The sequence below is a fragment of the Mycobacterium sp. NGS40 genome (assembly GCF_059812735.1).
This window is the reverse complement of sequence record NZ_JCALDG010000013.1, coordinates 123,481-145,742: the sequence shown is the minus strand read 5'-3', so window position 1 is coordinate 145,742 and position 22,262 is coordinate 123,481. Positions and strand designations below refer to the sequence as shown.

Genomic DNA, 22,262 nt, shown 5'->3' with positions numbered 1-22,262 from the left:
GAGCCGCCAATTCGCGACCGTCAGTTAGCAACGTCACCCTTAATACCCCATCGCCCGTCCCATGAGGTCCTTCATGATCTCGGTGGTGCCCGCGTAGAGCCGCTGCACCCGCGAGTCCCGCCAGAGCCTGGCCACTTCATACTCGTTGATATAGCCGTAGCCGCCGTGCAGCTGCAGGCATCGGTCGATGATCTCCCACTGAACTTCGGAGGTCCACCATTTCAAGCCTGCGGCATCTTGATCGGTCAGCGTGCCGTCGTTGACCGAGAGCACGCATTGATCGAGATACGTTTGTGCGGCGTCGAGTTTGGTCTGCATTTCGGCGAGGAAGTGCCTATTGACCTGAAACTTGCCGATCGGTTGCCCGAACGCGGTGCGCTCCGATGCGTAGGCCTTGGTCAGGTCGAGCGCACGGCGGGCGGCCGGCAACGCGTAGCAGGCCACGCCGACCCGCTCGCTCGGCAGGTTGGAGACCAGATGATAGAAGCCGCGGTTGAGCTCTCCCACAAGGTTCTCCTTGGGCACCTTGACATCCTCGAAGAACAATTCGGCAGTGTCGGCGGAGTACTGGCCGATTTTGTCGAGCTTGCGGCCACGGGTGAAACCCTCCATCCCGTCCTCGATCATCAGCAGGCTGATGCCCTTGTGCCGGGCGGAAGGATCGGTCTTCACAGCCGTCAGCACCAGCTTGGACAGCAGCCCGTTGCTGATGAACGTCTTCTGGCCGTTGACCACCCAGTGGTCGCCCTCGTCGCGGGCGGTGGTCTTGATGCCGGCCAGGTCGGATCCGGCCGCGGGCTCGGACATCGCGATGGAACCGATGTACTCGCCCGCGACGAACTTGGGCAGCCAGCGTTCCTTCTGCTCCTCGGTGGTCAGATCGTTGAGATACGGCACCAGGATGTCGTTCTGCACGCCCAGGCCGATGCCGACCGAGCCGGTCAGGAACATTTCCTCGGAGATGATCTGGTTGAACCGGAAGTCCTTGACTCCGAGCCCGCCGTACTTCTCGTCGAACTCCCAACCGATCAATCCGTGTTCGCCCGCTTCCAGCCAGGCCTCGCGGCTCACCTTGCCGTCGCGTTCCCACTTCTCGACGTTCGGCACGCATTCGCGTTCGAAAAAGCTCCTTGCGGTGGCGCGGAACTCGTCGTGAATCTCGTCGAAAATGTTGCGGCGCATACGCTTCCTTCTACTCGGCCCACGTGACGACGGCCGGCAGGGCGCGGCCGGGTGCCCAGTCCTCGCCGGAGTCCTCGAAGAGTCGCTCGGCGAGCAGCCCTTCGAGCTGATCGTGCGACCCACAGAGCGCGTCGACCTGGAATCCGCGAGTGACATAGCGGTGCAGGTCGTGCTCGGCGGTCAGTCCGATTGCCCCGCACACCTGCAGTGCCACGTCGCTGGCGGCGCGGTGTGCCCGGCCCGCGGCGGCCTTGGCGGCCAGGGCCAACAGCTCGCCGCCGTCTCGCCACGATTCGCCCAGCAACGCCCGCGCGCCCTCGAGCACCGCCGAGGCATCGGCCAGTGCATGACGCGGCGATTGAAATGACCCGATCGGTGAGCCGAACTGGACGCGCACGCTGACGTGCTCGACCGCGATGCGCAGCGCCTGCGCGGCCAGTTCGACCAGTTCGGTGGCCAGACCACGATGGGCCGCGGCGACGGCGTTCTTCCATTCGGTGGAGGCCTCGACCAGCGGGACGTCAAGTGATCCGCTCACCCGCGTCCAGTGCGTCGACACATCAAAGGTGTCCAGCCGCTGGCCGTCGAGCCGCGTTGCGTCGACCACGCCCGCCGACACCGCGCCCGTCGACCCGGACACCGGCACCACGATTCGACCCTCCAACGGCCCCAGGACGATGCCCGAGACCCGGTCAGTATCGGAAGCCACCACACCACCGGTGGACAGGTCGGGCAGCAGCACGTGATCCGCGGGACCGTCGAGCACTGCGGCCAGTTCGGCCAACATGATGCGGTCCAAGCAGTCCGTCAGGGCCAGCGATCTGCCTTGCGCGCGGAACAACAGGGCGGCCGCCTCGACGGGGTACTCGGCCTCGATCTCCGACCAGCCCAACTCGGCCAGCCGCCCACCGATTGCCAGGTGCTCACCGGCGTTCTTGCCCGCCAGCTCCTCGAAGAGGCGAAACACCGCCTCTTCGACCATCTGCCACGACTCGTCGGCCGCCGGCGCATTCCTCATCGTTTCTCCTTGGGCAGCCCGAGCAGGTGGTCGGCGATGATGCCACGCTGCACTTCGGCGGTGCCACCCATCACTGTGGCGGCGCGCGAGTACCACCACTCGGCCCGCGCGGTGTCCAGTTCCGCGCCGCCGCGGCCCGTACCGCCAATCAGGTGCGCCCGCTCGATTTCCAGGATGAGGTCGTTGACCTCCTTCTCGGCGCGGCCGAACAGCAGCTTGTCGATGCTGCTATCGGCGCCGACCGCCTCGCCCGCGGCCAATCGGCGCACGGTGGTGGCAGTGCGCGCCTGGGCGGCCGACACGTCGACGTACACCCTGGCAAAGCGCCGGCGCTGCGCGTCGGTAGCGCCGGCGGTCACCATGTGCTCACGCAATCGACCCAATTCGGTGAGCACCTTGTTCAGCACCGCGTAGCCGTACATGCCGCGTTCGTACTGCATGAGGTGCATCGCCACGGCCCAGCCGCCGTCGACGTCGCCAACGACGCGCTCACCCTCGACTCGGACGTCGTCGAAGAACACCTCGGCGAGTTCGCGGCGCCCGCTGGCCAGCGCGATGGGGCGAATGGTGACGCCCGGTGCGTCGGCGTCGACCATGATCATCGTCAGCCCGCGGTGCCGGCTCTCGGGGGTTCCGGTGCGGACCAACGCCAACAGGCGCGTGGCGGTGGGCCCTTGGCTGGTCCAGATCTTCTGGCCGTTGACGACGAATCCTCCGGCCCCGTCGTCGACCGCGCGGGTGCGCAGGCTGGCCAGGTCGCTGCCCGACTCGGGTTCGGAGAAACTCTGGCCCCACCACTCGGCGCCGCTGAGGTATCCCGGCAGGTACGCCGCGGCAAGGTCGGGGGCGAACTTCAACAGTGCGGGGCCGAGGGTCTCCAGCGTCCAGTGCTGGGCCGGAATGGGCAGCATCGCGTGGCCGAGTTCCTCGAAGTACACCGCACGGTGAATCTCGTTGCCGCCCAATCCGCCTGCGGCCTCCGGCCAGCCGTACCGGTTCCAGCCGTCGGCGTGCAGCCTGGCCATCACCTGTGCGTCGTGCGCAAGCCCATCCTCGGCACTGGTGAACGCGGCCGCGCGCCAGCCCTCGGCCGCCTCCACATCACGCAGGTAGCGCCGGAAGTCCTCGCGGTACGTTGCGACGCTGGACAGGTATTCGGGGTGGCGACCGCTATGTAGGGCACTATCGACAGGGGCGGACAACTGTTGCCCTTTCGTTGGTTCTCGCGTCTCGCCAGCCGGAGCTGAATCCGCTAAACAGTTATCTATAACAAGGTACACTAGCCCACGCCGACAATTCTGCGAGAGGGAGCGCCAATGACGGCTTCACCGGTCGCCGCAACAACTGTCCATTTCAATCCCGAGGCCAGGCTTTTCATCGACGGCCGGCTGCGGGATTCGTCGACCGGCAAGACCGTCGACAACATCAATCCGGCTAACGAGGAAGTGCTGGGGCTCGCCACCGACGCCAGCGCCGAAGACATGGAAGAGGCCATCGCCGCTGCCCGGCGCGCCTTCGACACCACCGACTGGTCGACCAACCACGAGTTCCGTCAACGCTGCCTGATGCAGTTGCACGACGCGCTACAGGAGGAAGCCGAAGATATCCGCGCCGAGCTGATCGCGGAGGTCGGCGCGACGGTGGGGATGACCCACATTGCGCAGCTGGGATGGCCGCTGGCCGACGCCATCCGGTGGCCGGCGCAGTACATCTCGGAGTTCACCTGGGAGCGGATGCTCGACCAGGACGCCAAGATGGGTGTGCCGTACAACCGCGTCGTGGTCAAGGAGCCGATGGGCGTCGTTGGCGCCATCACGCCGTGGAACTTTCCGTTCGAGATCATCAGCAACAAGGTGGGCCAGATCCTGGCCACCGGGAACACGATGGTGCTCAAGCCGGCCATCGAGACACCCTGGACTGCCCTGCGGTGGGGTCGGATCATCGCCGAGAAGACCGACATCCCGGCCGGCGTGGTCAACATCGTTCCGGCGTCGGACAACGACATCGCCCAGGTGCTGGCCACCGACCCGCGGATCGACATGGTCTCCTTCACCGGATCGACGGCGGTCGGCAAACTCATCCAGCGGCTCTCGGCCGACACCATGAAACGCAACATGCTCGAGCTCGGCGGCAAATCGGCGTACCTCGTGCTCGACGACGCCGACATGGCCACGGCGCTGCCCGGCTGTATCGGCGCCCTGATGCACTCGGGGCAGGGGTGCGCGCTGGCCACCCGGATGCTGGTGCCGCGCTCGCATTACGACCAGGCCGTCGAGGTCGCCTCCGCGACATTCGGCTCACTGGCCGTCGGTGACCCCGCGGACCCGAATACCTTCTGCGGACCGCTGATCTCGGCCAAGCAACAGGCCCGGGTGCTGAACTACATCGAGATTGCCAAGCGTGACGGAGGCCGCGTCACCACCGGCGGCGGGGTCCCCGACGGCCTGGACCGCGGATACTTCGTGGCACCGACCGTCGTTGCCGACGTCGCCCCGGACCACACGATCTTCCAGGAGGAAGTGTTCGGGCCGGTGCTGTCCATCACGCCGTACGACGGTGGTGACGACGGAGCCGTCGAGCTGGCTAACAACTCCAGCTACGGCCTGGCCGGCGGCATCATGGGCTCCAACGAGCGCGCCATGGCCGTCGCCCGCCGCATCCGCACCGGCTCGCTGATGATCAACAGCGGCATGTACTACGGCGCCGACGCCCCCTTCGGGGGCTACAAGATGAGCGGTATCGGCAGGCAGAACGGCATCGAGGGCTTCGAACAGCATCTGCAGACCAAGACGATCGGATACCCCCTATGAGCGACATCCTCAGCGGAATACGCGTCGTTGAGCTGGCGGCGTGGACGTTCGTTCCGGCCGCCGGCGCCGTGCTCGCCGACTGGGGCGCCGACGTCATCAAGATCGAACACCCCGAGACCGGCGACCCGCAGCGCGGCCTGATCAGCTCCGGGGTCGTCACCGGTGCAGGGGGAGTGAACCACTTCATCGAGCAGCCCAACCGCGGCAAGCGCAGCATTGGGCTGGACACCTCCACCCCGGAGGGGCTCGAGCTGCTGATGAAGCTGCTTGAAACCGCCGACGTCTTCGTCACGAATCTGCTGCCGGATTCGCGTCAGCGGATGGGGATCGACGTCGACCAGGTGCGGGCGCGCAACCCCAAGATCATCTATGCCCGCGGCCACGGCTACGGCACCCGTGGGGACCTCGCCTCGCAGGGCGGCTTCGACCTGGCGGCCTACTGGGCGCGCGGCGGCATCGGCGATGCCTATTCGGCCGGTGACGGCTCCTACCCGCCCATTCAGCGGCCGGCGTTCGGCGACTCCTACGGCGGGCTGGCGATCGCGGGCGGAATCGCCGCGGCCCTGGTGAAGCGCGAGCGCACGGGCGAGCCGTCGGTCGTCGACGTGTCGCTGCTCAACGCCGCGATCTGGCAGTTGGGTCCTGACATCGTCGGATCAGGTGTCACCGGTCAGGACATCCCGAAGTTCAACCTGGACGAGATGCCCAACCCGGTGGCCAGCATCTACAAGACCCGCGACAACCGGTTCATCGCCTTCGTGCTGCTGCAAGCCGACCGATTCTGGGCGGACTTCTGCACCCGGCTGGGCCGCACCGACCTGATCGAAGATGAGAGGTTCGCCACCGCGGCCGTGCGGTTCGGCAACCGGCAGGAGTGCATTCGCGAGTTGCGCAGCGCCTTTGAGTCCCAAGACCTTTCACACTGGGAGAAGGCATTCGCCGGTTTCGACGGGGTGTGGGACGTCATGCACACCGCGCACGAGGTGCACAGCGATCCACAGGTGATCGCCAATGGATATTTGCCCAAAGTCACCGATGCGAACGACAACAAGTTCGCGCTGGCGGCCAGTCCCGTGCAATTCGATGAGACACCCCTGGACCTCACATGTGCGCCGGGCCACGGTGAGCACACCGACGCGCTACTCGCCGAACTCGGGTTCAGCGAGGACGAAATCATCGAGTTCAAAATCAATTCGGTTGTGCTGTAGTGGGTTCCGAGGAACTTGCGCGGCGCTTCCTGCACGTCAACCTCAATTGTTCCTCGCTGGACGCCACCGAGGGCCTCTATGTCGGGCGGCTGGGGCTCTCGGCGCGAATGCGCACCGATCCCAAAGTTCCGACCGACGGCAGCATCCTCGGCATCGACGGCGACCAAACCTTCTGTGAGACCTCGTTTCTCTACGACTCACGAGGCGCCCGCGCCGGCTGTGCTTTGGAGGCCATCGAGTTTCACAGCCCGGCGCTAAAACCCGACCCGAACAGCGACCCGACCCGTCCCGGCATCCGGTCGACGCTGCTGACCGTGGCCGATCTTGATGCAACCGTCACAGCGTTGCGCGCGGCCGGCATCACCGTGAGCGAGCCGGTCGACGGCCTGATTTCGGGCGCCAAGTCGGTTCTCGCACTCGACCCCGACGGCGCGGTCATCGAGCTCGCCCAAGCCCCAAGCGACAAGCCGGGGGCGGTGTTCGCCGGAATCCGCGTCGCCGCCATCGACGCGGTGGCCACCGGAGAATTCCTCACCGCGATCGGTTTTATTCAGGTCCAAACGCCGGCGCACGTCGAGGTCGCCGGCGATCAACTCGCGCCGGGCGGGTCACCCACTCCCGTCAAGTGCGCGGTGTCTCGCTATGCACTCGCCGAGGACGCGCATCAGTTCACCCTGACCGTTGTGGAACATCCCGACACCCGTAACGCGGATCCGGTGCCGTGGGGCGGAAATCGCCAGGGGTTGTACCGGTGCGCGCTGCGGGTGGAAAACACCGAAGCCGCAATGTCTTTGGTTCCGGATTCCGTTGAGGTGATGGGTGATCCGGTGTGGTGTCCGTTGCCGGGGACGAAGATCGACGGGCTCTACATCTCGTTCCTGCGCTCACCCGACGGAGTGGTATTCGAATTCGTCGAGCGGCCGCTGAGCTTCTTTACACGATGAGTGGGTGACCGATGGATCTGCAGATGACGGGGAAGGGCTACGTCGTCGTCGGCGGCACAGCCGGCATGGGCCTGGCCGCAGCGCGCGCGCTGGCCCGCGAGGGCGCGGCCGTCGTGCTGGTCGGGCGCGACGCCGACCGCGGCAAGAACGCCGCCCAAGAAGTCGCCGCCGCGGGTGCGGAGTCGGCACACGGACTGTCGTTCGATGTCAGCCAGCCCGGAGCGGCGGCAGCCGCCGTCGACGAAGCGGCCCGGATACTCGGCAGGCTCGACGGCATCGCCATCACGATGGGGACCGCCGGGATGATGCCCATCGACGCCGACGACGACGCCTGGGACACCGCGTTTCACGACGTTCTACTGGCGACCACCCGCAGTGTGCAGGCCGCGCTGCCGCACCTCGCCGTCAACGGGGGCGCGATCGTGACCACGGCCGCGTACTCGGCACGCTCGCCTCACGAGCCGCGGCTGCCGTATGCGAGCCTCAAGGCGGCCGTTGCGACGTTCACCCGCGGCATCGCACGTACGCACGGGAAATCGGGTATCCGCGCGAACAGCGTCGCCCCCGGTGCAGTGGAAACCGATGCGCTGCATGCCATTCGCGGATACGTTGCCGAAAGCAAAGGCTATCCCTACGACGAGGCCCTCGAGCGGGCGCTGGTGGAGGACTTCGGGTTCGACGCCGCGCTCGGTCGCCCCGGCCAGCCGGACGAGATCGGCGCGCTGATCGCCTTCTTGCTCTCGGATATCTGCGCTTTCGTCACGGGACAGACTATCTACGCCGATGGCGGGGCGCCGTAATCAGGCCGTCGGGAGCGGGCCGGCCAGTCCGCGGGGTGAGGTCCCGTAGAGCCAGCTGACGGCCTGCCCGATCTCCGAAAAGACTAGACCTGCACCGTCTTTGGCGTGGTAGGCGGCCGGCGCTTCGGTGAAGCCCTCGATGCGGGTCAGCTTGTCGCCGTTGATGCGCAGGATCTGCCCGGTCAGCCAGGACGACTGCGCGGACTGCAGCCAGGCCACCACGGCGGAGCTGCGGGCGGGATCCAGCGCGGGGTCGTCGGCGCGGCCACCGAACACCTCGGCCGTCATCCGCGACCTCGCCAGCGGGGAAATCGCGTTGACCGCAACACCGTAACGCTGCGCCTCCATCGCGGTAACGACCGTCAGGTTGGCGATCGCGGCCTTGGCCGCGCCATAGGCACTCTGCCCGACATTGCCCCACAACCCCGCGCCGGAAACCGTGTTGACGATGTGGGCATCGATCGGGTTGCCTGCTTTAAACTGCGCACGCCAGTACTCGCAGGCATGTCGGGTGACCGCGAAGGTGCCTTTCAGATGTACCGCGATGACGGCGTCCCAATCGGCCTCGCTGGAGGCGGCGACCATGGAATCACGCAGGATGCCGGCATTGTTCACTACGCCGGTGAGGGTACCGAAGGTGTCGACGGCGGTGGAGATCATGTGGGCGACGTCATCCCACGCCGACACCGAACCCGTATGTGCGACGGCCTTGCCGCCGGCCGCCTCGATTTCGGCGACAACGTCGGCCGCGGGGCCTTCCCCGTTGCCGCTTGAGCCATCCCTGCCGACGCCTGGATCGTTCACAACGACGGCTGCGCCCTGCTTGGCCAACTCGAGGCAGTGGGCTCGGCCGATTCCCCGGCCGCCGCCCGTCACCAAAACGACCTTGCCGGTCAGCGGACCTTCAGGCATTGCTCGTTATCCCCTTCACTTCGAGAACAATTCGGTGATGAGTTGCCGGCGTTGCGACCAGTCTGCTGCGCGCAGGTCGACGTATCCGGACTCGGTGACGATCACGTCCACGTCGTGGGCGGGCGTGGAGGCGGGACGGCTGAGCTGCTCGACGAGCGGTGAGCGCCCGTTGTTCCTCGTAGGAACGGCAATGATCGACAGTCCGCCGCTGCTCATTCGGGCGGCCGCGCAATAGTCGGGATGCCCACCGATGCCACCGAACACCTTGTCGCCCAAGCCCTCGACGTTGATCTGCCCGTACGGGTCGATCTCGATGGCGGTGTTCACTGCGACCAGCGGTGACCCGCGGGACAGCCGGGTGAGGTCGTGGGTGTAGTCGAGCCCGCGCAGGATCCGGCGCCCGTCGGCCCAGTCGTAGAGCGCGTCGCTGCCCAGGAGATACGTCGCCGACGGTGTACCCACCAGCAGGCCGCGGTTGTCGAGGTCGACGACGGCGTCGGTGAGTAACCCGGTGTCGATGTGCAACGGCACCTGTGTCCGGCGCAGCAGCGCGGTGCCGAGCTGGCCTGGGCCGTACTGGATCCGGGCATCTTCGGGGAGCAACTGCAGTACCGCGTCGGCGAGCGCGTCGTGCATCGGCTCGGGGTCGCGGTGCGGTACTCGCAGCGGTCCGGCCGCGACCGTGCCGAGCACCTCGACGCTCGACGGATCGAGTGCAGGCCCGGCATCCGCTGCCGGGGCCGCGAAGTCGACCATCGCCAACGTCGTGGTGCCACGGTCAACCAGCGCCCGCTGCCAGGACACTTCGGTGCCGAACTGCAACGAACCATCGCGACGTACCAGCCGGGTCAGCAGCACATCGGGTTGCAGGACGTCGGTCAGCAGCGCGGGTATCGCGGCCAGCCGCGTCGGTGTGAATCGCCCCTTCGAGCTGCGCAATAGGTCGCGCACGCCCCAACCGGGCATCAACGCAACGACTTCGGCGAACGCGTCCGCGTCGAGGCCGTCGATCGGGGCGGGCAGCCAGCCCAGTATCAGGCGCACCGAGCCCACCTCGCCAGCGGCGGCGCTCAGCGCCGCCCCGACCGACCCGCCGTCGTCGAGGCAGCGCAGCGCGCCCACCCCGTCGCCGAGGGCCACTGTCATTCCGGGGCGCAGCGCGGCGCGCAGCGCTGCGGCGAACTCAGTTGTGGTTAAAGCTGTTGTCATCGAGGCTCTTTGGGAAGCCCGAGCACCCGCTCACCGAGGATGTTGCGCTGAATCTCGCTGGTGCCGCCCAGGATCGTCTGCGCCCGCCCGACCAGCATGTGATGCACCAGCCCGTCGTCCGCGGGGTCGGTGCACGCGTCGGTGCCCAGCACTTCGGTGGCCATGTCCCCGAGGTCCTGGTCGGTTTCCGAGGTCATCAACTTCAGCACCGAGAAGGCCGGCGACGTGAGGTCGCCGGAGTCGATGGCGCGCTGCCAGGTGTAGCGCAGCAGCCACATTCGGGCCCACAGCCGGGTCATCGACCTGGACACCACGGGGTCGAGCAAGTCGCGGTCGCGGGCGGCGTCGACCATGCGTTCGTGTAGGCGGAACATGGAGACCGCTTGCGAACCCAATGTCAGGCGCTCACGCCCCAGCGTCACCATCGCCACGGTCCAGCCCTGACCGACGTCACCGATCAGGGCGTCGTCGTCGAGCTCGGCGCCGTCGAAGAAGACTTCGTTGAACTTGCTCTCGCCGTCCATCTGGGTCAGCGGGCGGACCGTGACACCCGAGGTATCCATGGGTACGACGAACATCGACAAGTCACGGTGCTTTTCTGGACCCGTGCGGGCGAGCAGCAGCCCGAATCGGGCCGAGGCGGCCGCCGAACTCCACACCTTCTGGCCATCGATCCGCCAACCGGTCGTGGTGCGTTCGGCCCGGGTGCGAACGCCGGCGAGGTCTGATCCGGCGCCCGGTTCGGAGAACAACTGACACCAGACGTCGTCGCCCAACCGGATCGGCTCCAGGTAGCGGTCTTTCTGTTCCTGGCTGCCGAACTTGATCAGCACCGGACCGACCAGGTCGGCGCCGGTGATGTTGAGCTGGCGGGGCACGTCGGCGCGTGCGCACTCCTCGGCGAACACCGCCTGGTACGCCACCGTCGCTGCGGCACCGCCGAACTCGCGCGGCCAGTGCAGGCACGCGTAGCCGTGGTCGGCCAGGTAGCGGTGCCAGATTCGGCCGGGCCCGACATCATCCGCGGTGGGCGTGGGCCCGTAGTTCCGCAAACCGGCCGGCCTCGGTGCGCTGTGCAGAAACGAGCGGATCTCCGCGCGTAAGGCGTCGACGTCGTTGGGTTCTTTCGTCACTTGTGGCGAAGCCGGCAGCTGAGTCGACGGCTCCAGCGTCGATAACCTGTCCCAGTGCTGGGCCGGGGTGCCGAGTATCACCTCGTCCGTGCGGGCGCGCCGGAAGTACAGGTGTGCGGAATCCTCCCAGGTAAAGCCGATGCCGCCGTGAATCTGGACGTTTGCCTTGGTCGCGTTGCGCAGCGCCTCTGAGCAGACCGCCTTGGCCATGCTCGCCCGCCAGCCCGCTTCGGCGGCGGCAGCGGAGTCCGGATCGTCGAGAGCCTCCAGGGCCGCCTGTGATGCCGAGCGCGCCCACTCGAGATCGACGAGCATGTCGGCGCACTTGTGCTTGATGGCCTGAAAGCTGCCGATCTGCCGTCCGAACTGCTCACGCGTGCGGGCATAGTCGGTGGCGATCTCGAGCACCCGCTCGCAGGCGCCGATCTGTTCGGCCGACAGCACCGCCAGCGCGATGTCGACGTTGCGCTCGACGACGTCGCCCAGGGGTGCGTCGCCGGATAGCCGCAGTGCCGGCGCCGAGCTGAGCGTGATGGTGGCCATCGGCCTGGTGTGGTCAAGCACGCGTTCGGCCTTCGCGACGACGCTGTCGATAGTCGGGTCGAGCAGGAACACCGCCGGCTCGCCATCTTCGTCGATGGCGACCACGACGAGGTCGTCTGCAACGGAACCGCCCAGCACGTGGCGCACCGTGCCGTCGAGGTTCCAATCATCCCCGGCGCGCGTAGCGCTCAGCGTCACCGCGGACGGTCGCCACAACCCGCCGTCGCCGGTAAGGGCGGCGGCAGCGGTGCGGCGACCTTCGATGAGCCCGGTGAGTCGCTTATCGGCATCCGGGTCGCGCTCGGTCAAGTCGAGCAGCAGGCCGGTGGCCAGCACCGTGGAGCTGACGAATGGCACCGGGGCCAGCGCGCGACCGAGTTCGTGGGCGACCACGCCCAGCGCGGACGCGCCGTAACCGGCGCCGCCCAGGTGTTCAGGCAGCGCGATGGCGGCTATCCCCACCTGGTTGCACAGCACGTCCCACAGCACCGTGTCGAAGCCGGAACGTCCGGCTACGCCGCCCCGGTCGACCTCGCCGTATGCAACCGCGCGCACTCGTTCCTCGGATGCCAGTCGCTCACAGGCGGAACGCACCGACTGCGCGAGTTCCTGACGTTCGTCAGCGGACAACGTCGTCATCGGGTTCCTCCTGCGATCTGCCGGGCCAGCTCGGACTTGGCGACCTTGCCGAGCCCCGTCAGCGGGAACTCGTCGACGAGGACGAGCCGCTCGGGCCACTTCTGCTTCATCAGCCCGCGTTCGTCGAGGAACGTGCAGAGTTCGTCGAGGGTGACGTCGCGATGGCGTGGCGAACGACGCACGACCGCGCACACCAGCTCACCGCGCAGTTCGTCGGGCTGGCCGAGGACGGCGATTTCGTCGACCAGGGGGTGGGCCAGCAGTTCGTTCTCGATCTCGTCGGGGGCGACGTTCTCGCCCTTGCGAATGATCAAATCCTTGGTGCGACCGGTGACCACGATGCGGCCGTCCGGGCGAAGGTGGCCCCGGTCGCCGCTGCGGAACCACCCGTCCGCGGTGATCGCGTCGGCCCACTGGTCGTGCTGCAGATATCCCGGTGTCAGGTTGTCGCCGCGCAGCTCGATCTCGCCGTTCGCTGCGATCCGCACCTGCGATCCGGGGATGGGCCGACCCGCGCTGTTGGCCAGTTGTTCGTCGGTGTCGGTGGCCTCGCTGACGCAGATCATCGGCGCCTCGGTCATTCCGTAGGCATGCACGACCGGAACGCGTAGGTGTTCACGCACCTGTCTGTGCACCTCGGGCGGACACGCGGCACCCCCGCCGATCAGCATCCGCAGCGACGGCATCAACAATTCCGTTGTGGGCGCAGCCATTTGGGCGGCCAGCAGCATCTGGTAGAAGGCGGTGCTCGCTCCGGTCACCGTCACCTGGCGTTCCGCGAGCACCCGGGGCAGGTCGGCTGCGGAAACCTTGGGGATGAGCACCACCGGAAAGTCGCCGAACAAAGCGGTGGCGAGGTAGACCATGCCGCCGATGTGGGCGATGGGGAACGCGATGGTGCCGACTTCCCGCGGATGACTGCCCACACCGAGATGAGCGACATAACCGCGGGCCGCGCTGAGCAACGTGCCGTCGGTGTGGCGCACGGCTTTCGGGCGCCCGGTGGTACCCGACGTGAAGTACACCCAGCGCGGCTCCGCTGCGCCGTGGGGCGCTTCATACGCGGCGCTCGCGGCCGGCGACGTCTGGAGCCGGCGGACAAGGTCGGCAGGGACCGTGATTGTCGGTAGCCCGGGCGCCGCATTGGCGGCCGTCGACTCGTCGACCAGCAGGATGTCCGCGCGCGCGACGTCGACCGCCGCGCACACCTCGCGGCACCGGTATAGGTGCAATACCGGGGCCTGCGTAACGGGCATGCGGGCAAGGGCCAGCATCACCACCGCGGCGTTGACGTGTGAGGGCAGCTGCCAGGCGACCGTCATGCCGGGGCGCACACCGGCATCTGCCAACCATCCCGCGGCGGCCGACGCGAGCCCGGCTACCTGCGAGATGGTGAGTGTCTCGCCTTCGACGTCGCGCAGCAGCGGACGATCCGGTCGGCTGGCGGCGCACTCATCCAGCAGCCCGGCGATGGTGCCAGCCGTCACCGTGTTCTCCCGTCCCGGCCGGCCGTCAACCCACCCGCGGTCCGGGCGTGAAACGGACCGGCAGTTCGCGCACGGCGTACACCTCGCCCGCGTCCTCGAACAGTTTCGGATTACCGGCCAACTCGAAGTCGGGTAGCCGCTTGAGTACCTGGGTGATCATCACGTCGAACATCAGCTTGGCATAGTGCGAACCCAGGCAGCGGTGCATGCCCACACCGAAAGCCATGTGCTTCTTGGCATTTGGGCGATCGAGGTCGAGCTCGTCAGGGTTCTCGAACATTGCGGGGTCTCGGTTGGCCGCAGCCCACATCAGGATCGCCCGGTCGCCCTGGCATAGCCGTTGGCCGTGAAAGTCGGCGTCGCGCGAGACAGTGCGCGCCAAACCGAGCGTCGGCGTGTACAGGCGCAGCAGCTCATCGGTGGACTTCTTCACCAGGCTCGGATCGGCGGTGAACTTGGCCCGCAGCTCGGCGTCCTTGCACAGCCGCAACAGCACATTGCCGGTGAAGCCACTGGTGGTGTCCATGCCACCGAGCATCATCAGCACCGTGTACATGGTGACCTGACCGTCGTCCAGCGGTTCGCCGTTCAGCGTTCCGCGCAGGATGTCACTGAACAGGTCATCGCCGAGCCCTTCGGCGCGCCGCTGCTCCATGTGCTTGACGATCTCGCCGAACATCTCCATCCCCGCGATTCCGGCCTTCTCCGGGTCGTGAGCACGGTCGTGCACGGTGGTGTGCACCCAGCCGACCCAGTCCATGAACCGCGACTCGTCAAAGTTCAACAGCCGCAGGATCAACCGCGCCGGCAGCGGCGTCGTCAGCTCACCGACCAGGTCGCACTCACCGCGCTCGATGAAGGCATCGATCGCCTCATTGGTCATCTCGATGGCGGACTCACGGAATCGCTCCGCCGAACCCGGGGAGAATCGCTTGAGGGTGACCTCGCGCAACTCCTGCGTCTCGGGAGGATCCGACTCGATCGGCAGGATCGGCAATGGCAGCTCACTGGCCGGCACCCCCACCGACGGATAGGAGTTGAACAGGTCGTCGTCGCGGGCCGCTTCGAAGACCGATGCGTAGTCGACCAACGCCCAGAAGCCTTCGTAGTGATCGGAATATGCTACCGGACAGCCCGATTCGCGCATCTCACGGAACCGGCCATACGGGTCCTCGCGGAACTCGGGTGAGTGGTGGTCGAGGTCGACCTCGGCCCGCGGGCGCGACTCCGCCTGGGTGTCGGTCATCGGCAGTACTCCCTTCGGGATGGCGGCTACTTGGACAAGATGGCGACGGCTGCGGTTCCGGGGGCCCCATACAACTGGGCCAGCCCGACCTGCGGATCGTTCGGCACCTGACGGTCGCCCGCGGTACCGCGCAACTGCTGGACGAGCTCGTAGACCTGGCGAAGGCCGGACGCGCCGACCGGTTCGCCGTTCGCCAGCAGGCCACCGTCGGTGTTGATAGACAGCCGGCCACCGATCTTGGTGGCGCCGTCAGCGAGCAGCGCCTCCTGTTCGCCGTCCTTGCACAACCCCGTCTCGGCCATGTGGATGATCTCGGAACCCGAGTCGGTGTCCTGCAATTGCGCGACGTCGACGTCCTCAGGGCCTATCCCGGCCAACTCGTAGGCGGCGCGGGCGGCCTCCGCGGTGGTGCCGGGCACGATCGGCAGCTCGATCGAGGTACGCAGCAGTTCGTAGGCGCCTTCGCGGCGGCTGCGCAGCGCGGTCGAGCGCAGGTAGATCGGGGTATCGGTGTACTGCTTGGCTTTATCGGCCCGGCACACCACGACGGCGGCAGCGCCTTCGTTCGGGTTGCAGTACATGTATTGACGCAGCGGTGCGTTCACGACCGGAGAGCTCAGGATCGCGTCGACGCTCATCGGCTTGCGGCGCCATGCGTGCGGCGCCAGCGCTCCGTTGTCGAAGTTCTTGGCGGCAACGCGGGCCAGGGTCTCCTCGGTGATGCCGTGATCGTGCATGTAGCGCATGATCTTGGTGCCGAAGTAATGCGTGGTCAGGAACATGCCCTGATCGCCGTACCACTGCGGCAACCCCGATATCGACGGGTCGGCGCCGAAGGCGCCGCGCGGGTGCTTGTCCAGCCCGACGCCGACCGCAATGTCGGCTTCGCCGAGTTGGACGTCTCGCGCGGCCAGGGTCAACAGCGAGTTACCGGTCGCGCAGCCGCTCAACGTGGCCCGCGCCGGCAGGCCGGTCATCCCGGCCAACCCCGTCACCGCCTCGGGATTGGCCACCTCGAGGCTGCCCGCATACAGGCTGCCCACGTCGGACCACGCCACCCCGGCATCGCGCAGTGCCCTGCTGATCGCCACGGCGCCCATCTCCAGCGCCGACCGGTCCTCGTACCGCCCGAACGGGTGAAGTCCAACGCCGATGATGGCGATGTCGGGCGTGCTGCTCATCGTGTTCCTTCCAGCAGGCGTCACTGTCGAACCAGCCGTCGACGGGAGCGCGCGTTGACTCAGATACCACTAAGCCTATAACTATATATCTGATTAGTCGGTGCGGGTCTACAATCGGATCGCTGCGCACTGACGGCGTTAGGGCATCAACTCGCAGATGAGGGCTGAGGGCGTTGAGTATTTCTTTGTTGCTGGAGATGGCGGCGTCGGGTGATCCCGACCGGGTTGCCGTGGTGGACGGCGACATTCGGCTGACCACCGCCGACCTCAGCGAGCTCGCCGACGGCGGTGCAGGCGTTATCGTCGCATCCGGGGCATCCCATGTCGCTTACGTCGGCACCGGCGGAGTACTTCTCCCGCTGTTGTTATTCTCTTCGGCGCGCGCGAACACGGCGTTCACGCCACTGAATTATCGGCTGAGTCCAGAGGGGCTGCGCGAACTCATCGATCGGCTGCCCTCACCGTTGGTCGTGGTTGACGCCGAGTACCGCGAGATCGTGGCCGGTTTCGGCCAGCAGATGATGACGTCCGACGAGTTCATCGAGGCCGCGCGATCCACCGAGCCCGTCTCGGTCTTCGCCGACCCCGACGACGTGGCGGTCGTGTTGTTCACCTCGGGTACCACGTCGCGGCCCAAAGCCGTTGAGCTGACTCACAACAACCTGACCAGTTATGTCACCGGCACTGTCGAATTCGGTTCCGCCGATCCCGCCGATGCTGGGCTGGTGTGCGTCCCGCCATATCACATCGCGGGGGTCGGGGCCGCATTGTCAAACCTGTATGCCGGACGGGCAATCGTGTACCTGCGCCGGTTCGATCCGCACGAATGGGTTCGACTGGTCCGCGACGAGCGGGTGACCACCGCAACGGTGGTGCCGACCATGCTGTCCCGCATTGTGGCGGTCCTCGAGGAGCGGTCTGCCGAGCTTCCGACGCTGCGCAACTTCGCGTACGGCGGATCGAAGGTGGCGCGACCCCTGGTCCGAAGGGCGCTCGACCTGCTACCGCAGGTCGGCTTCGTCAACGCCTACGGGCTGACCGAGACCAGTTCGACCATTGCGGTGCTCACACCCGACGACCATCGCCTGGCCCACGAGGCGCGAGACGACGCCATCGCCCGTCGACTGACTTCGGTCGGTCGACCGGTCCCCGGCATCGAGGTGCAGATTCGCGCGGAGGACGGCACCGTGCTAGCGCCGGGCGAGACGGGTGAGCTGTTCGTTCGCGGCCCCCAGGTGTCGGGCCGTTACACCGAGATCGGTTCGGTGCTCGATGCGCAGGGCTGGTTCCCGACCAGGGACGTCGCGATGCTGGATGAGGATGGCTACCTGTTCATCGGAGGGCGGTCCGACGACACCATCATCCGGGGCGGCGAGAATATCGCCCCGTCGGAGGTCGAGGACGTGCTCATCGAGCACCCCGACGTCCGCGAGGTCGTCGTCGTCGGGCTGGATGACGCCGAGTGGGGGCAGGCAATCGTAGCGGTGATCGTGCCCGAGGCGGGTGCCGCGCCGGCACCCGAGCAGTTGCGCGAGTTCGCCCGCACCAAGCTGCGCGGGTCCCGCACGCCGGACCGCATCGTGTTCCGGGATGAGCTGCCGACCACGCCGACCGGCAAGGTGCTGCGCCGGGAGATCCTCGAAGGCCTCAAACCGGCGGCAGCCGAGCACTGAATCCGTCTCCCAGACAACGACAAGGAGTCCGACATGATCAAGAACGGCACGCGCCTGCAGAGCCAGGTGTGTGATACCCAGGTGATCGTCGTCAAAGCCGCTGAGAGCCTCGACGATCTGCGTTGCGGGGGCCGGCCGATGCTGCCACTGGACGCCGAGCGGCCCGCCGACGCCACGCTCGACCCGGCCTTCGCCGACGGCACCACGATGGGCAAGCGCTACGTCGACGACGGCGACGCCGAGGTGCTGGTCACCAAGGCGGGCGCCGGTTCACTCAGCATCGGGGGAAAGCCGTTGGCGCTCAAGGAAGCCAAGCCGCTGCCGGCCAGTGACTGACAGCGAGTGGGGAGTGGCCGCCGTCTCGAGGCCGGGCCGTTTAGCATATCGGGCGGGTCGGTGGGGTCAGCGCAGCCGGCCTTCGACGAACACGCTTTCCGGGACGGCGGCATCGAGGCCCGCCAGGACGGCTCGGTTGCTTGCGGCCATCAGATCCTCTGCGCTAGTCGCAGCGGTGACAGTCCAGCCGTGCGCTTGCAGCCAGTCGACGACCTCGGTTCGCTCTTCTTCATAGAGCAGGTTGCCAGACTCGGTGATGTCTTTGCCGCCCAGCTTGATTGCGGCCTGTCGGTAGCGTTCCATTTGCTCCTCGCGACGCGCGAAACTCTCTGGGCTGAAGAACTCGTTGGTGAACGCTTCGACCGCGACACGGCTCCCGGGAGCGCTGAGCGACTGGATTCGATCGAACAACAGGTCCTGGGCATCGGCTGTTAGATAAGGCAACAGCCCTTCCGCCGACCACGCCGTCGGGGCCGACGCGTCAAACCCGGCCTGCACCAGTGCCTTCGGCCAATCCAGACGGAGGTCGATGCCGACGCTGACATGAGAAGCGATCGAGTCGACCGCATGCGATTTCAAGGTGCCGGTCTTGAATTCCAGCACCTTCGGCTGATCGATCTCGTAGACCACACATCCTGCGGGCCAGGCGAGTCGCCAGGCGCGTGAGTCCAGACCGGCCGCCAGGATCACGATCTGCCGGATGCCTTCGCCGGCCGCCGCCAGAAAGTAGTCGTCGAAGAACTTCGTCCGGCACGCCGTATAGCCCAGCATCGCCTGCATCCGGTCCTCGAATTGTGGATCGGCACCGACCAATTCGGCCGGTAACTCATCGTCCAGATAAACCCGCCAGATGCCGTCGCCGGCAGCTTCGAGGAACAGTTTTGCGTAGGGATCGCTGATCAGCGGATCGGCGCTGTTGGTCTCCGCGGCCCGCCCGCCGGCAACCCCCAAGGCGGTGGCGCCGACGCTCTCGTTGATGTCCCACGTGTCATTGTCGGTTCTGGCCATCACGGTCCCTTTCGTGGCTCTCGGCGAAACGAGCTATTCCGAGCCTACCCGAAAAGTTAGGCGTGCTTACTAAATGGCTGTTAGCGCTGCGTGTGGCCTCCTGCGCTGTTGGCTGCTGCGGACTGTCGGTGACTCAGGCGTTCGCCATTTGCGGGGGCTTGACGGCGTCTGGGTCGGGGTTGGCGATCGGCAGCCCCATGAAGCGACGGGCGTTGTCACCCATGAAGTCATAGGTGCGACGCTCGTCCATACCCTCGGCGTACTGCCAATAGCGCTTTGGCTCCGCCAAGCCCTCGGGATGCGGCCAATCCGAGCCGAACATCACCTTGTCCCATCCGACGGTCTGTACGACGTCGGCCACGGAACCCTCCCAGAACGGGCTGACCCAGATGTTGCGTCGGAACACGTCGTGCGGATGCTCGGGGAAGTTCTGCGGCATCTTGCCGTATGTCGACTGCAGGTCGTCGAACAGCGGCTTGATCCATGCGCTGCCGTTCTCGACGCTGGCGATCCGCAACTTCGGGAATCGGGTCAACGTGCCGTGGCAGATCAGGCTGGTCAACATGTCGGCGATCTCTCGGTGGCCCAGCGCGGTCCACTTGAACGCCGACATCTCGAACGCGCTGCTGGTCGACGGCGGCTCCCACTTGTCGATGTACTCCTGCAGCGGAGGTTGGCTGGCGTGCAACACAATCGGTAGGCCTGCGTCCTCGACGTCGCGCCAGAACGGATCGAACTCGGGCAGCGCGGGGGACCGCCAGCCCTTATATCCATTGACTGGTGCCGGCTTGATGAGCGCGACCTTGGCGCCGTTGTCCAGGATGTACTCGAGCTCGCGTCGCGCTGCGTCGACCAGGCCGAGGTTGAGCACCGGCGTCGAGTACACCCGGTTGGCGTGGTTGAACCCCCAATGCTCCAGCATCCATTGGTTCAGCGCATGGATGATCGCCACGGTCAGGTCGGGATCCTCAGCCGATGAGTGCTCGACGAGGTTGGCCAGCGTCGGGTAGTTCAGGCACGCGTCGACGCCCTGGCGGTCGAGCTCGGCGATCCGGTCCTCGGGGTTGCGCGCGCCCGGCGGGGTGTCGATGCCACGACCGGACATCTCTCGCATCGACAGGCCCTCGGGGTTTTGGCCCGAGTAGAACTTCTCGTGCGCGCCGGGGGCTGCGACCCGTTCGAACGTCGGGTTCGGCATGTAGTCGGTGATCTTGTTCAGGATCGCGATGCGGGTGTGCCTGCCGATCTGGACGAACTGCACCTTGGACTGGAACTCCTTCGGCAGATATTTCGTCAGCGCGTCGGGGGTCTCATACATGTGCTGATCGGCATCGAAGATCGGTGCGTCGGTGAACTGCGTCATCGTGGTGCCTCTCGCTACTCGACTATGGGCTTGGCTATGAGCTTCGCCGAACTTGACACTTGTGTCAAGTTCGGATGATTCCGTGCCATGATTTGTCGAATAGGTGTATTGATTGCAGTTGACGACACTGTCATATAAGGTCGCCGCATGACGGTGACCTCGGCTTCGGCCACCGAACGGGAATCGGACCCCACCCGCGGTGAGCGCACCCGCGCGGCGATCCTGAACGCCAGTCGCCGTCTGTTTCTGGAACGCGGCTACGCGGGCACGCCGATCAATGCGATCACTGAGGCGTGTGGCATCTCTCGGGCCGGCTTCTACACCTACTTCAAAGACAAGCGCGAGATCTTCAACGTCCTCGGCAAAAACGCCTACCGCGAAGCCCTGGCCGTCATCGCGGAATGGGCCGAGGCCGACGCAGCGTTCGGCCCAGCCGACATCCGGGCCTGGGTCGGTCATTACTTCGACTACATGGATCACCACGGCGCATTCGTACTCGCTTCGGCGCAGTCGGCGCCCGACGACGACGATTTCCGAAACTCCCGCAACCGCATGGTGACTCGGGCGTCATGGAAACTTGGCCAGGCGATTGCCGGAAACGGCACACACTCGCCAGACGTCGTCGGCGTCGCGGTGATGGGGCTGCTAGACCGCGCCTGGCACACGGTGCACCGGCAGACCGTGGCCGTCGACCGCGACGAGATGATCGCGGTGGTCGCGGAGATGATCGTCGCGATGGCAGCGCCTCTCGCGTCGTGACTCCGCTGTCGCTCGACGCGCCGGACGTCATCGAGCTCATCCGTGCCCACCACCGCGTGTTTCTCTTCTGCCGCGACGGCGCCGGACGTCCGATCGGCTACGCCATGCGATCGGTCGCCTATCGCTCCGCCACCCGCTGTCTCTACTTCGCCACCTACGCCAAGAGCGCCAAGGTCCAACACCTGCGCTCGGCTCCCGAGGTCGCCTGCTTAGTCGGCGACGACGAGGGTTGGGTCTCTGTTTGTGGTCATGCGTCCGTCTACCAACCGTCCGCAGCCGAGGTCGACGAGCTCATCGGCGAAAGCTCACCGGATCAACGCGTGCCGGAGGCGGTCGTGACGAACGTCCGCGACCGCCTCCTCAGCGGCAAGCGGTGCTTCATCGTCCTGACGCTCAACCAGATCCGCGCCGCCGATCTCCCCGATCGACGTGCCTAATCCGTGCAGCTCCGGTCCGATTGAGATGGCCGAGGACGAACTAGCCGAGTTCTTGGCGCAAGGGCCGTCCGGCGCGATCTGTGTCGTCGACACCGACGGCCAGTTGCTGGCCCTACCGGCGCGGGTGGTCGACTTCGATTCCGCCACAATCGCCGTCGTCGTTGATGGTGTGAAGGGTGACGCCGCACAACGCGCTGAAATCCAGGCGTGTGTGGTGGCTGACACCTTCACCGCCTATCGGGACATTCGCGGTGTGATCTCGCAGGGAACAGTGATCTGGCCACCCGCAACGAATCACGTGACCACGCTGACGGTTAGCCGCACACGGACGTTCTCGTTCGCCAACGCTTAGAGGATTGAACGCCGGGATTCTG

General features: G+C 66.4%; 20 protein-coding genes and 1 pseudogene. 9 read left to right on the top strand and 12 right to left on the bottom strand.

Annotation, left to right across the window (positions count from 1 at the left end; genetic code table 11):
- Positions 1–39: 39 nt before the first annotated feature.
- From AC5Y5O_RS20475 to AC5Y5O_RS20465, 3 genes are read right to left on the bottom strand one after another with little or no spacing between them, the layout of a single operon-like run.
- On the bottom strand, positions 40–1,182 hold the full coding sequence (locus tag AC5Y5O_RS20475) for an acyl-CoA dehydrogenase family protein (protein ID WP_036473695.1): 1,143 nt from the start codon (positions 1,180–1,182) through the stop codon (positions 40–42).
- A gap of 10 nt (positions 1,183–1,192) precedes the next feature.
- A complete protein-coding gene (locus AC5Y5O_RS20470; protein ID WP_036473697.1) occupies positions 1,193–2,200 on the bottom strand; it encodes an acyl-CoA dehydrogenase family protein in 1,008 nt (335 codons plus the stop codon).
- On the bottom strand, positions 2,197–3,402 hold the full coding sequence (locus AC5Y5O_RS20465; RefSeq protein ID WP_036473699.1) for an acyl-CoA dehydrogenase family protein: 1,206 nt from the start codon (positions 3,400–3,402) through the stop codon (positions 2,197–2,199). The genes AC5Y5O_RS20470 and AC5Y5O_RS20465 overlap by 4 nt, the downstream gene beginning before the upstream one ends.
- 114 nt (positions 3,403–3,516) lie before the next feature.
- Here AC5Y5O_RS20465 and AC5Y5O_RS20460 point away from each other — a divergent pair, with 114 nt between their 5' ends.
- The 4 genes from AC5Y5O_RS20460 to AC5Y5O_RS20445 are packed head-to-tail and all read left to right on the top strand — an operon-like array spanning position 3,517 to position 7,962.
- The gene (locus AC5Y5O_RS20460) at positions 3,517–5,010 is read left to right on the top strand and encodes an aldehyde dehydrogenase family protein (protein WP_036473701.1); all 1,494 of its coding nucleotides are present in this window, start codon (positions 3,517–3,519) and stop codon (positions 5,008–5,010) included.
- Positions 5,007–6,218 (top strand): CaiB/BaiF CoA transferase family protein, encoded by a 1,212-nt coding sequence (locus tag AC5Y5O_RS20455; RefSeq protein WP_036473703.1) that lies wholly within the window; start codon positions 5,007–5,009, stop codon positions 6,216–6,218. Before AC5Y5O_RS20460 ends, AC5Y5O_RS20455 begins: the two co-directional genes overlap by 4 nt.
- A complete protein-coding gene (locus AC5Y5O_RS20450; protein ID WP_036473705.1) occupies positions 6,218–7,162 on the top strand; it encodes a VOC family protein in 945 nt (314 codons plus the stop codon). Before AC5Y5O_RS20455 ends, AC5Y5O_RS20450 begins: the two co-directional genes overlap by 1 nt.
- Before the next feature lie 23 nt (positions 7,163–7,185).
- Positions 7,186–7,962 carry an SDR family NAD(P)-dependent oxidoreductase gene (locus tag AC5Y5O_RS20445; RefSeq protein WP_036474128.1) on the top strand — a complete coding sequence of 259 codons (777 nt, stop codon included), beginning with the start codon at positions 7,186–7,188 and terminating at the stop codon, positions 7,960–7,962.
- Here AC5Y5O_RS20445 and AC5Y5O_RS20440 read toward each other — a convergent pair whose 3' ends face one another.
- The 7 genes and pseudogenes from AC5Y5O_RS20440 to AC5Y5O_RS20410 form a co-directional block, all read right to left on the bottom strand.
- On the bottom strand, positions 7,963–8,874 hold the full coding sequence (locus AC5Y5O_RS20440; RefSeq protein WP_036473707.1) for an SDR family NAD(P)-dependent oxidoreductase: 912 nt from the start codon (positions 8,872–8,874) through the stop codon (positions 7,963–7,965).
- Between the two features lie 15 nt (positions 8,875–8,889).
- A complete protein-coding gene (locus tag AC5Y5O_RS20435) occupies positions 8,890–10,083 on the bottom strand; it encodes an acetyl-CoA hydrolase/transferase C-terminal domain-containing protein (protein ID WP_036473709.1) in 1,194 nt (397 codons plus the stop codon).
- Positions 10,080–11,216 carry an acyl-CoA dehydrogenase family protein gene (locus tag AC5Y5O_RS20430; protein ID WP_036474131.1) on the bottom strand — a complete coding sequence of 379 codons (1,137 nt, stop codon included), beginning with the start codon at positions 11,214–11,216 and terminating at the stop codon, positions 10,080–10,082. The genes AC5Y5O_RS20435 and AC5Y5O_RS20430 overlap by 4 nt, the downstream gene beginning before the upstream one ends.
- Before the next feature lie 63 nt (positions 11,217–11,279).
- Positions 11,280–12,398 (bottom strand): annotated as a pseudogene (locus AC5Y5O_RS20425) (acyl-CoA dehydrogenase family protein); the annotation flags it as partial.
- Positions 12,395–13,885 carry a class I adenylate-forming enzyme family protein gene (locus tag AC5Y5O_RS20420; protein ID WP_036473711.1) on the bottom strand — a complete coding sequence of 497 codons (1,491 nt, stop codon included), beginning with the start codon at positions 13,883–13,885 and terminating at the stop codon, positions 12,395–12,397. The pseudogene AC5Y5O_RS20425 and the gene AC5Y5O_RS20420, both read right to left, overlap by 4 nt.
- A 25-nt stretch (positions 13,886–13,910) precedes the next feature.
- Positions 13,911–15,131: a cytochrome P450 gene (locus AC5Y5O_RS20415; protein ID WP_036473713.1), complete on the bottom strand. Its 1,221-nt coding sequence runs from the start codon at positions 15,129–15,131 to the stop codon at positions 13,911–13,913.
- Between the two features lie 26 nt (positions 15,132–15,157).
- The gene (locus AC5Y5O_RS20410; RefSeq protein ID WP_036473715.1) at positions 15,158–16,312 is read right to left on the bottom strand and encodes a thiolase family protein; all 1,155 of its coding nucleotides are present in this window, start codon (positions 16,310–16,312) and stop codon (positions 15,158–15,160) included.
- A 173-nt stretch (positions 16,313–16,485) separates the two neighbouring features.
- Between AC5Y5O_RS20410 and AC5Y5O_RS20405 the strand changes: the two genes are divergently transcribed.
- Positions 16,486–17,985 carry a class I adenylate-forming enzyme family protein gene (locus AC5Y5O_RS20405; RefSeq protein WP_036473717.1) on the top strand — a complete coding sequence of 500 codons (1,500 nt, stop codon included), beginning with the start codon at positions 16,486–16,488 and terminating at the stop codon, positions 17,983–17,985.
- 33 nt (positions 17,986–18,018) lie between these two features.
- Positions 18,019–18,321, top strand: coding sequence for a hypothetical protein (locus tag AC5Y5O_RS20400; RefSeq protein ID WP_036473719.1), 303 nt, complete (start codon positions 18,019–18,021; stop codon positions 18,319–18,321).
- Positions 18,322–18,387: 66 nt separating this feature from the next.
- Here the strand turns inward: AC5Y5O_RS20400 and AC5Y5O_RS20395 are convergent, their stop codons facing one another.
- Together AC5Y5O_RS20395 and AC5Y5O_RS20390 are read right to left on the bottom strand one after the other, a co-directional pair.
- Positions 18,388–19,329 (bottom strand): class I SAM-dependent methyltransferase, encoded by a 942-nt coding sequence (locus tag AC5Y5O_RS20395; RefSeq protein WP_036473722.1) that lies wholly within the window; start codon positions 19,327–19,329, stop codon positions 18,388–18,390.
- A gap of 133 nt (positions 19,330–19,462) precedes the next feature.
- Positions 19,463–20,692, bottom strand: coding sequence for an amidohydrolase family protein (locus AC5Y5O_RS20390; RefSeq protein WP_036473724.1), 1,230 nt, complete (start codon positions 20,690–20,692; stop codon positions 19,463–19,465).
- 147 nt (positions 20,693–20,839) lie between these two features.
- Between AC5Y5O_RS20390 and AC5Y5O_RS20385 the strand changes: the two genes are divergently transcribed.
- The 3 genes from AC5Y5O_RS20385 to AC5Y5O_RS20375 are packed head-to-tail and all read left to right on the top strand — an operon-like array spanning position 20,840 to position 22,240.
- Positions 20,840–21,451 (top strand): TetR/AcrR family transcriptional regulator, encoded by a 612-nt coding sequence (locus AC5Y5O_RS20385; protein WP_036473726.1) that lies wholly within the window; start codon positions 20,840–20,842, stop codon positions 21,449–21,451.
- A complete protein-coding gene (locus AC5Y5O_RS20380) occupies positions 21,448–21,888 on the top strand; it encodes a pyridoxamine 5'-phosphate oxidase family protein (protein ID WP_036473728.1) in 441 nt (146 codons plus the stop codon). The genes AC5Y5O_RS20385 and AC5Y5O_RS20380 overlap by 4 nt, the downstream gene beginning before the upstream one ends.
- Before the next feature lie 25 nt (positions 21,889–21,913).
- On the top strand, positions 21,914–22,240 hold the full coding sequence (locus tag AC5Y5O_RS20375; protein ID WP_036473730.1) for a hypothetical protein: 327 nt from the start codon (positions 21,914–21,916) through the stop codon (positions 22,238–22,240).
- The last annotated feature ends 22 nt before the right edge of the window (positions 22,241–22,262 follow it).

Excerpts from the sequence above, each read along its gene's own strand:
- AC5Y5O_RS20455 (WP_036473703.1), top strand. The coding sequence starts at position 5,007 with ATGAGCGACATCCTCAGCGGAATACGCGTCGTTGAGCTGGCGGCGTGG.
- AC5Y5O_RS20410 (WP_036473715.1), bottom strand. The coding sequence starts at position 16,312 with ATGAGCAGCACGCCCGACATCGCCATCATCGGCGTTGGACTTCACCCG.
- AC5Y5O_RS20395 (WP_036473722.1), bottom strand. The coding sequence starts at position 19,329 with ATGGCCAGAACCGACAATGACACGTGGGACATCAACGAGAGCGTCGGC.
- AC5Y5O_RS20475 (WP_036473695.1), bottom strand. The coding sequence starts at position 1,182 with ATGCGCCGCAACATTTTCGACGAGATTCACGACGAGTTCCGCGCCACC.
- AC5Y5O_RS20375 (WP_036473730.1), top strand. The coding sequence starts at position 21,914 with ATGGCCGAGGACGAACTAGCCGAGTTCTTGGCGCAAGGGCCGTCCGGC.
- AC5Y5O_RS20460 (WP_036473701.1), top strand. The coding sequence starts at position 3,517 with ATGACGGCTTCACCGGTCGCCGCAACAACTGTCCATTTCAATCCCGAG.
- AC5Y5O_RS20435 (WP_036473709.1), bottom strand. The coding sequence starts at position 10,083 with ATGACAACAGCTTTAACCACAACTGAGTTCGCCGCAGCGCTGCGCGCC.
- AC5Y5O_RS20400 (WP_036473719.1), top strand. The coding sequence starts at position 18,019 with ATGATCAAGAACGGCACGCGCCTGCAGAGCCAGGTGTGTGATACCCAG.
- AC5Y5O_RS20445 (WP_036474128.1), top strand. The coding sequence starts at position 7,186 with ATGACGGGGAAGGGCTACGTCGTCGTCGGCGGCACAGCCGGCATGGGC.
- AC5Y5O_RS20390 (WP_036473724.1), bottom strand. The coding sequence starts at position 20,692 with ATGACGCAGTTCACCGACGCACCGATCTTCGATGCCGATCAGCACATG.
- AC5Y5O_RS20415 (WP_036473713.1), bottom strand. The coding sequence starts at position 15,131 with ATGACCGACACCCAGGCGGAGTCGCGCCCGCGGGCCGAGGTCGACCTC.
- AC5Y5O_RS20440 (WP_036473707.1), bottom strand. The coding sequence starts at position 8,874 with ATGCCTGAAGGTCCGCTGACCGGCAAGGTCGTTTTGGTGACGGGCGGC.
- AC5Y5O_RS20385 (WP_036473726.1), top strand. The coding sequence starts at position 20,840 with ATGACGGTGACCTCGGCTTCGGCCACCGAACGGGAATCGGACCCCACC.
- AC5Y5O_RS20470 (WP_036473697.1), bottom strand. The coding sequence starts at position 2,200 with ATGAGGAATGCGCCGGCGGCCGACGAGTCGTGGCAGATGGTCGAAGAG.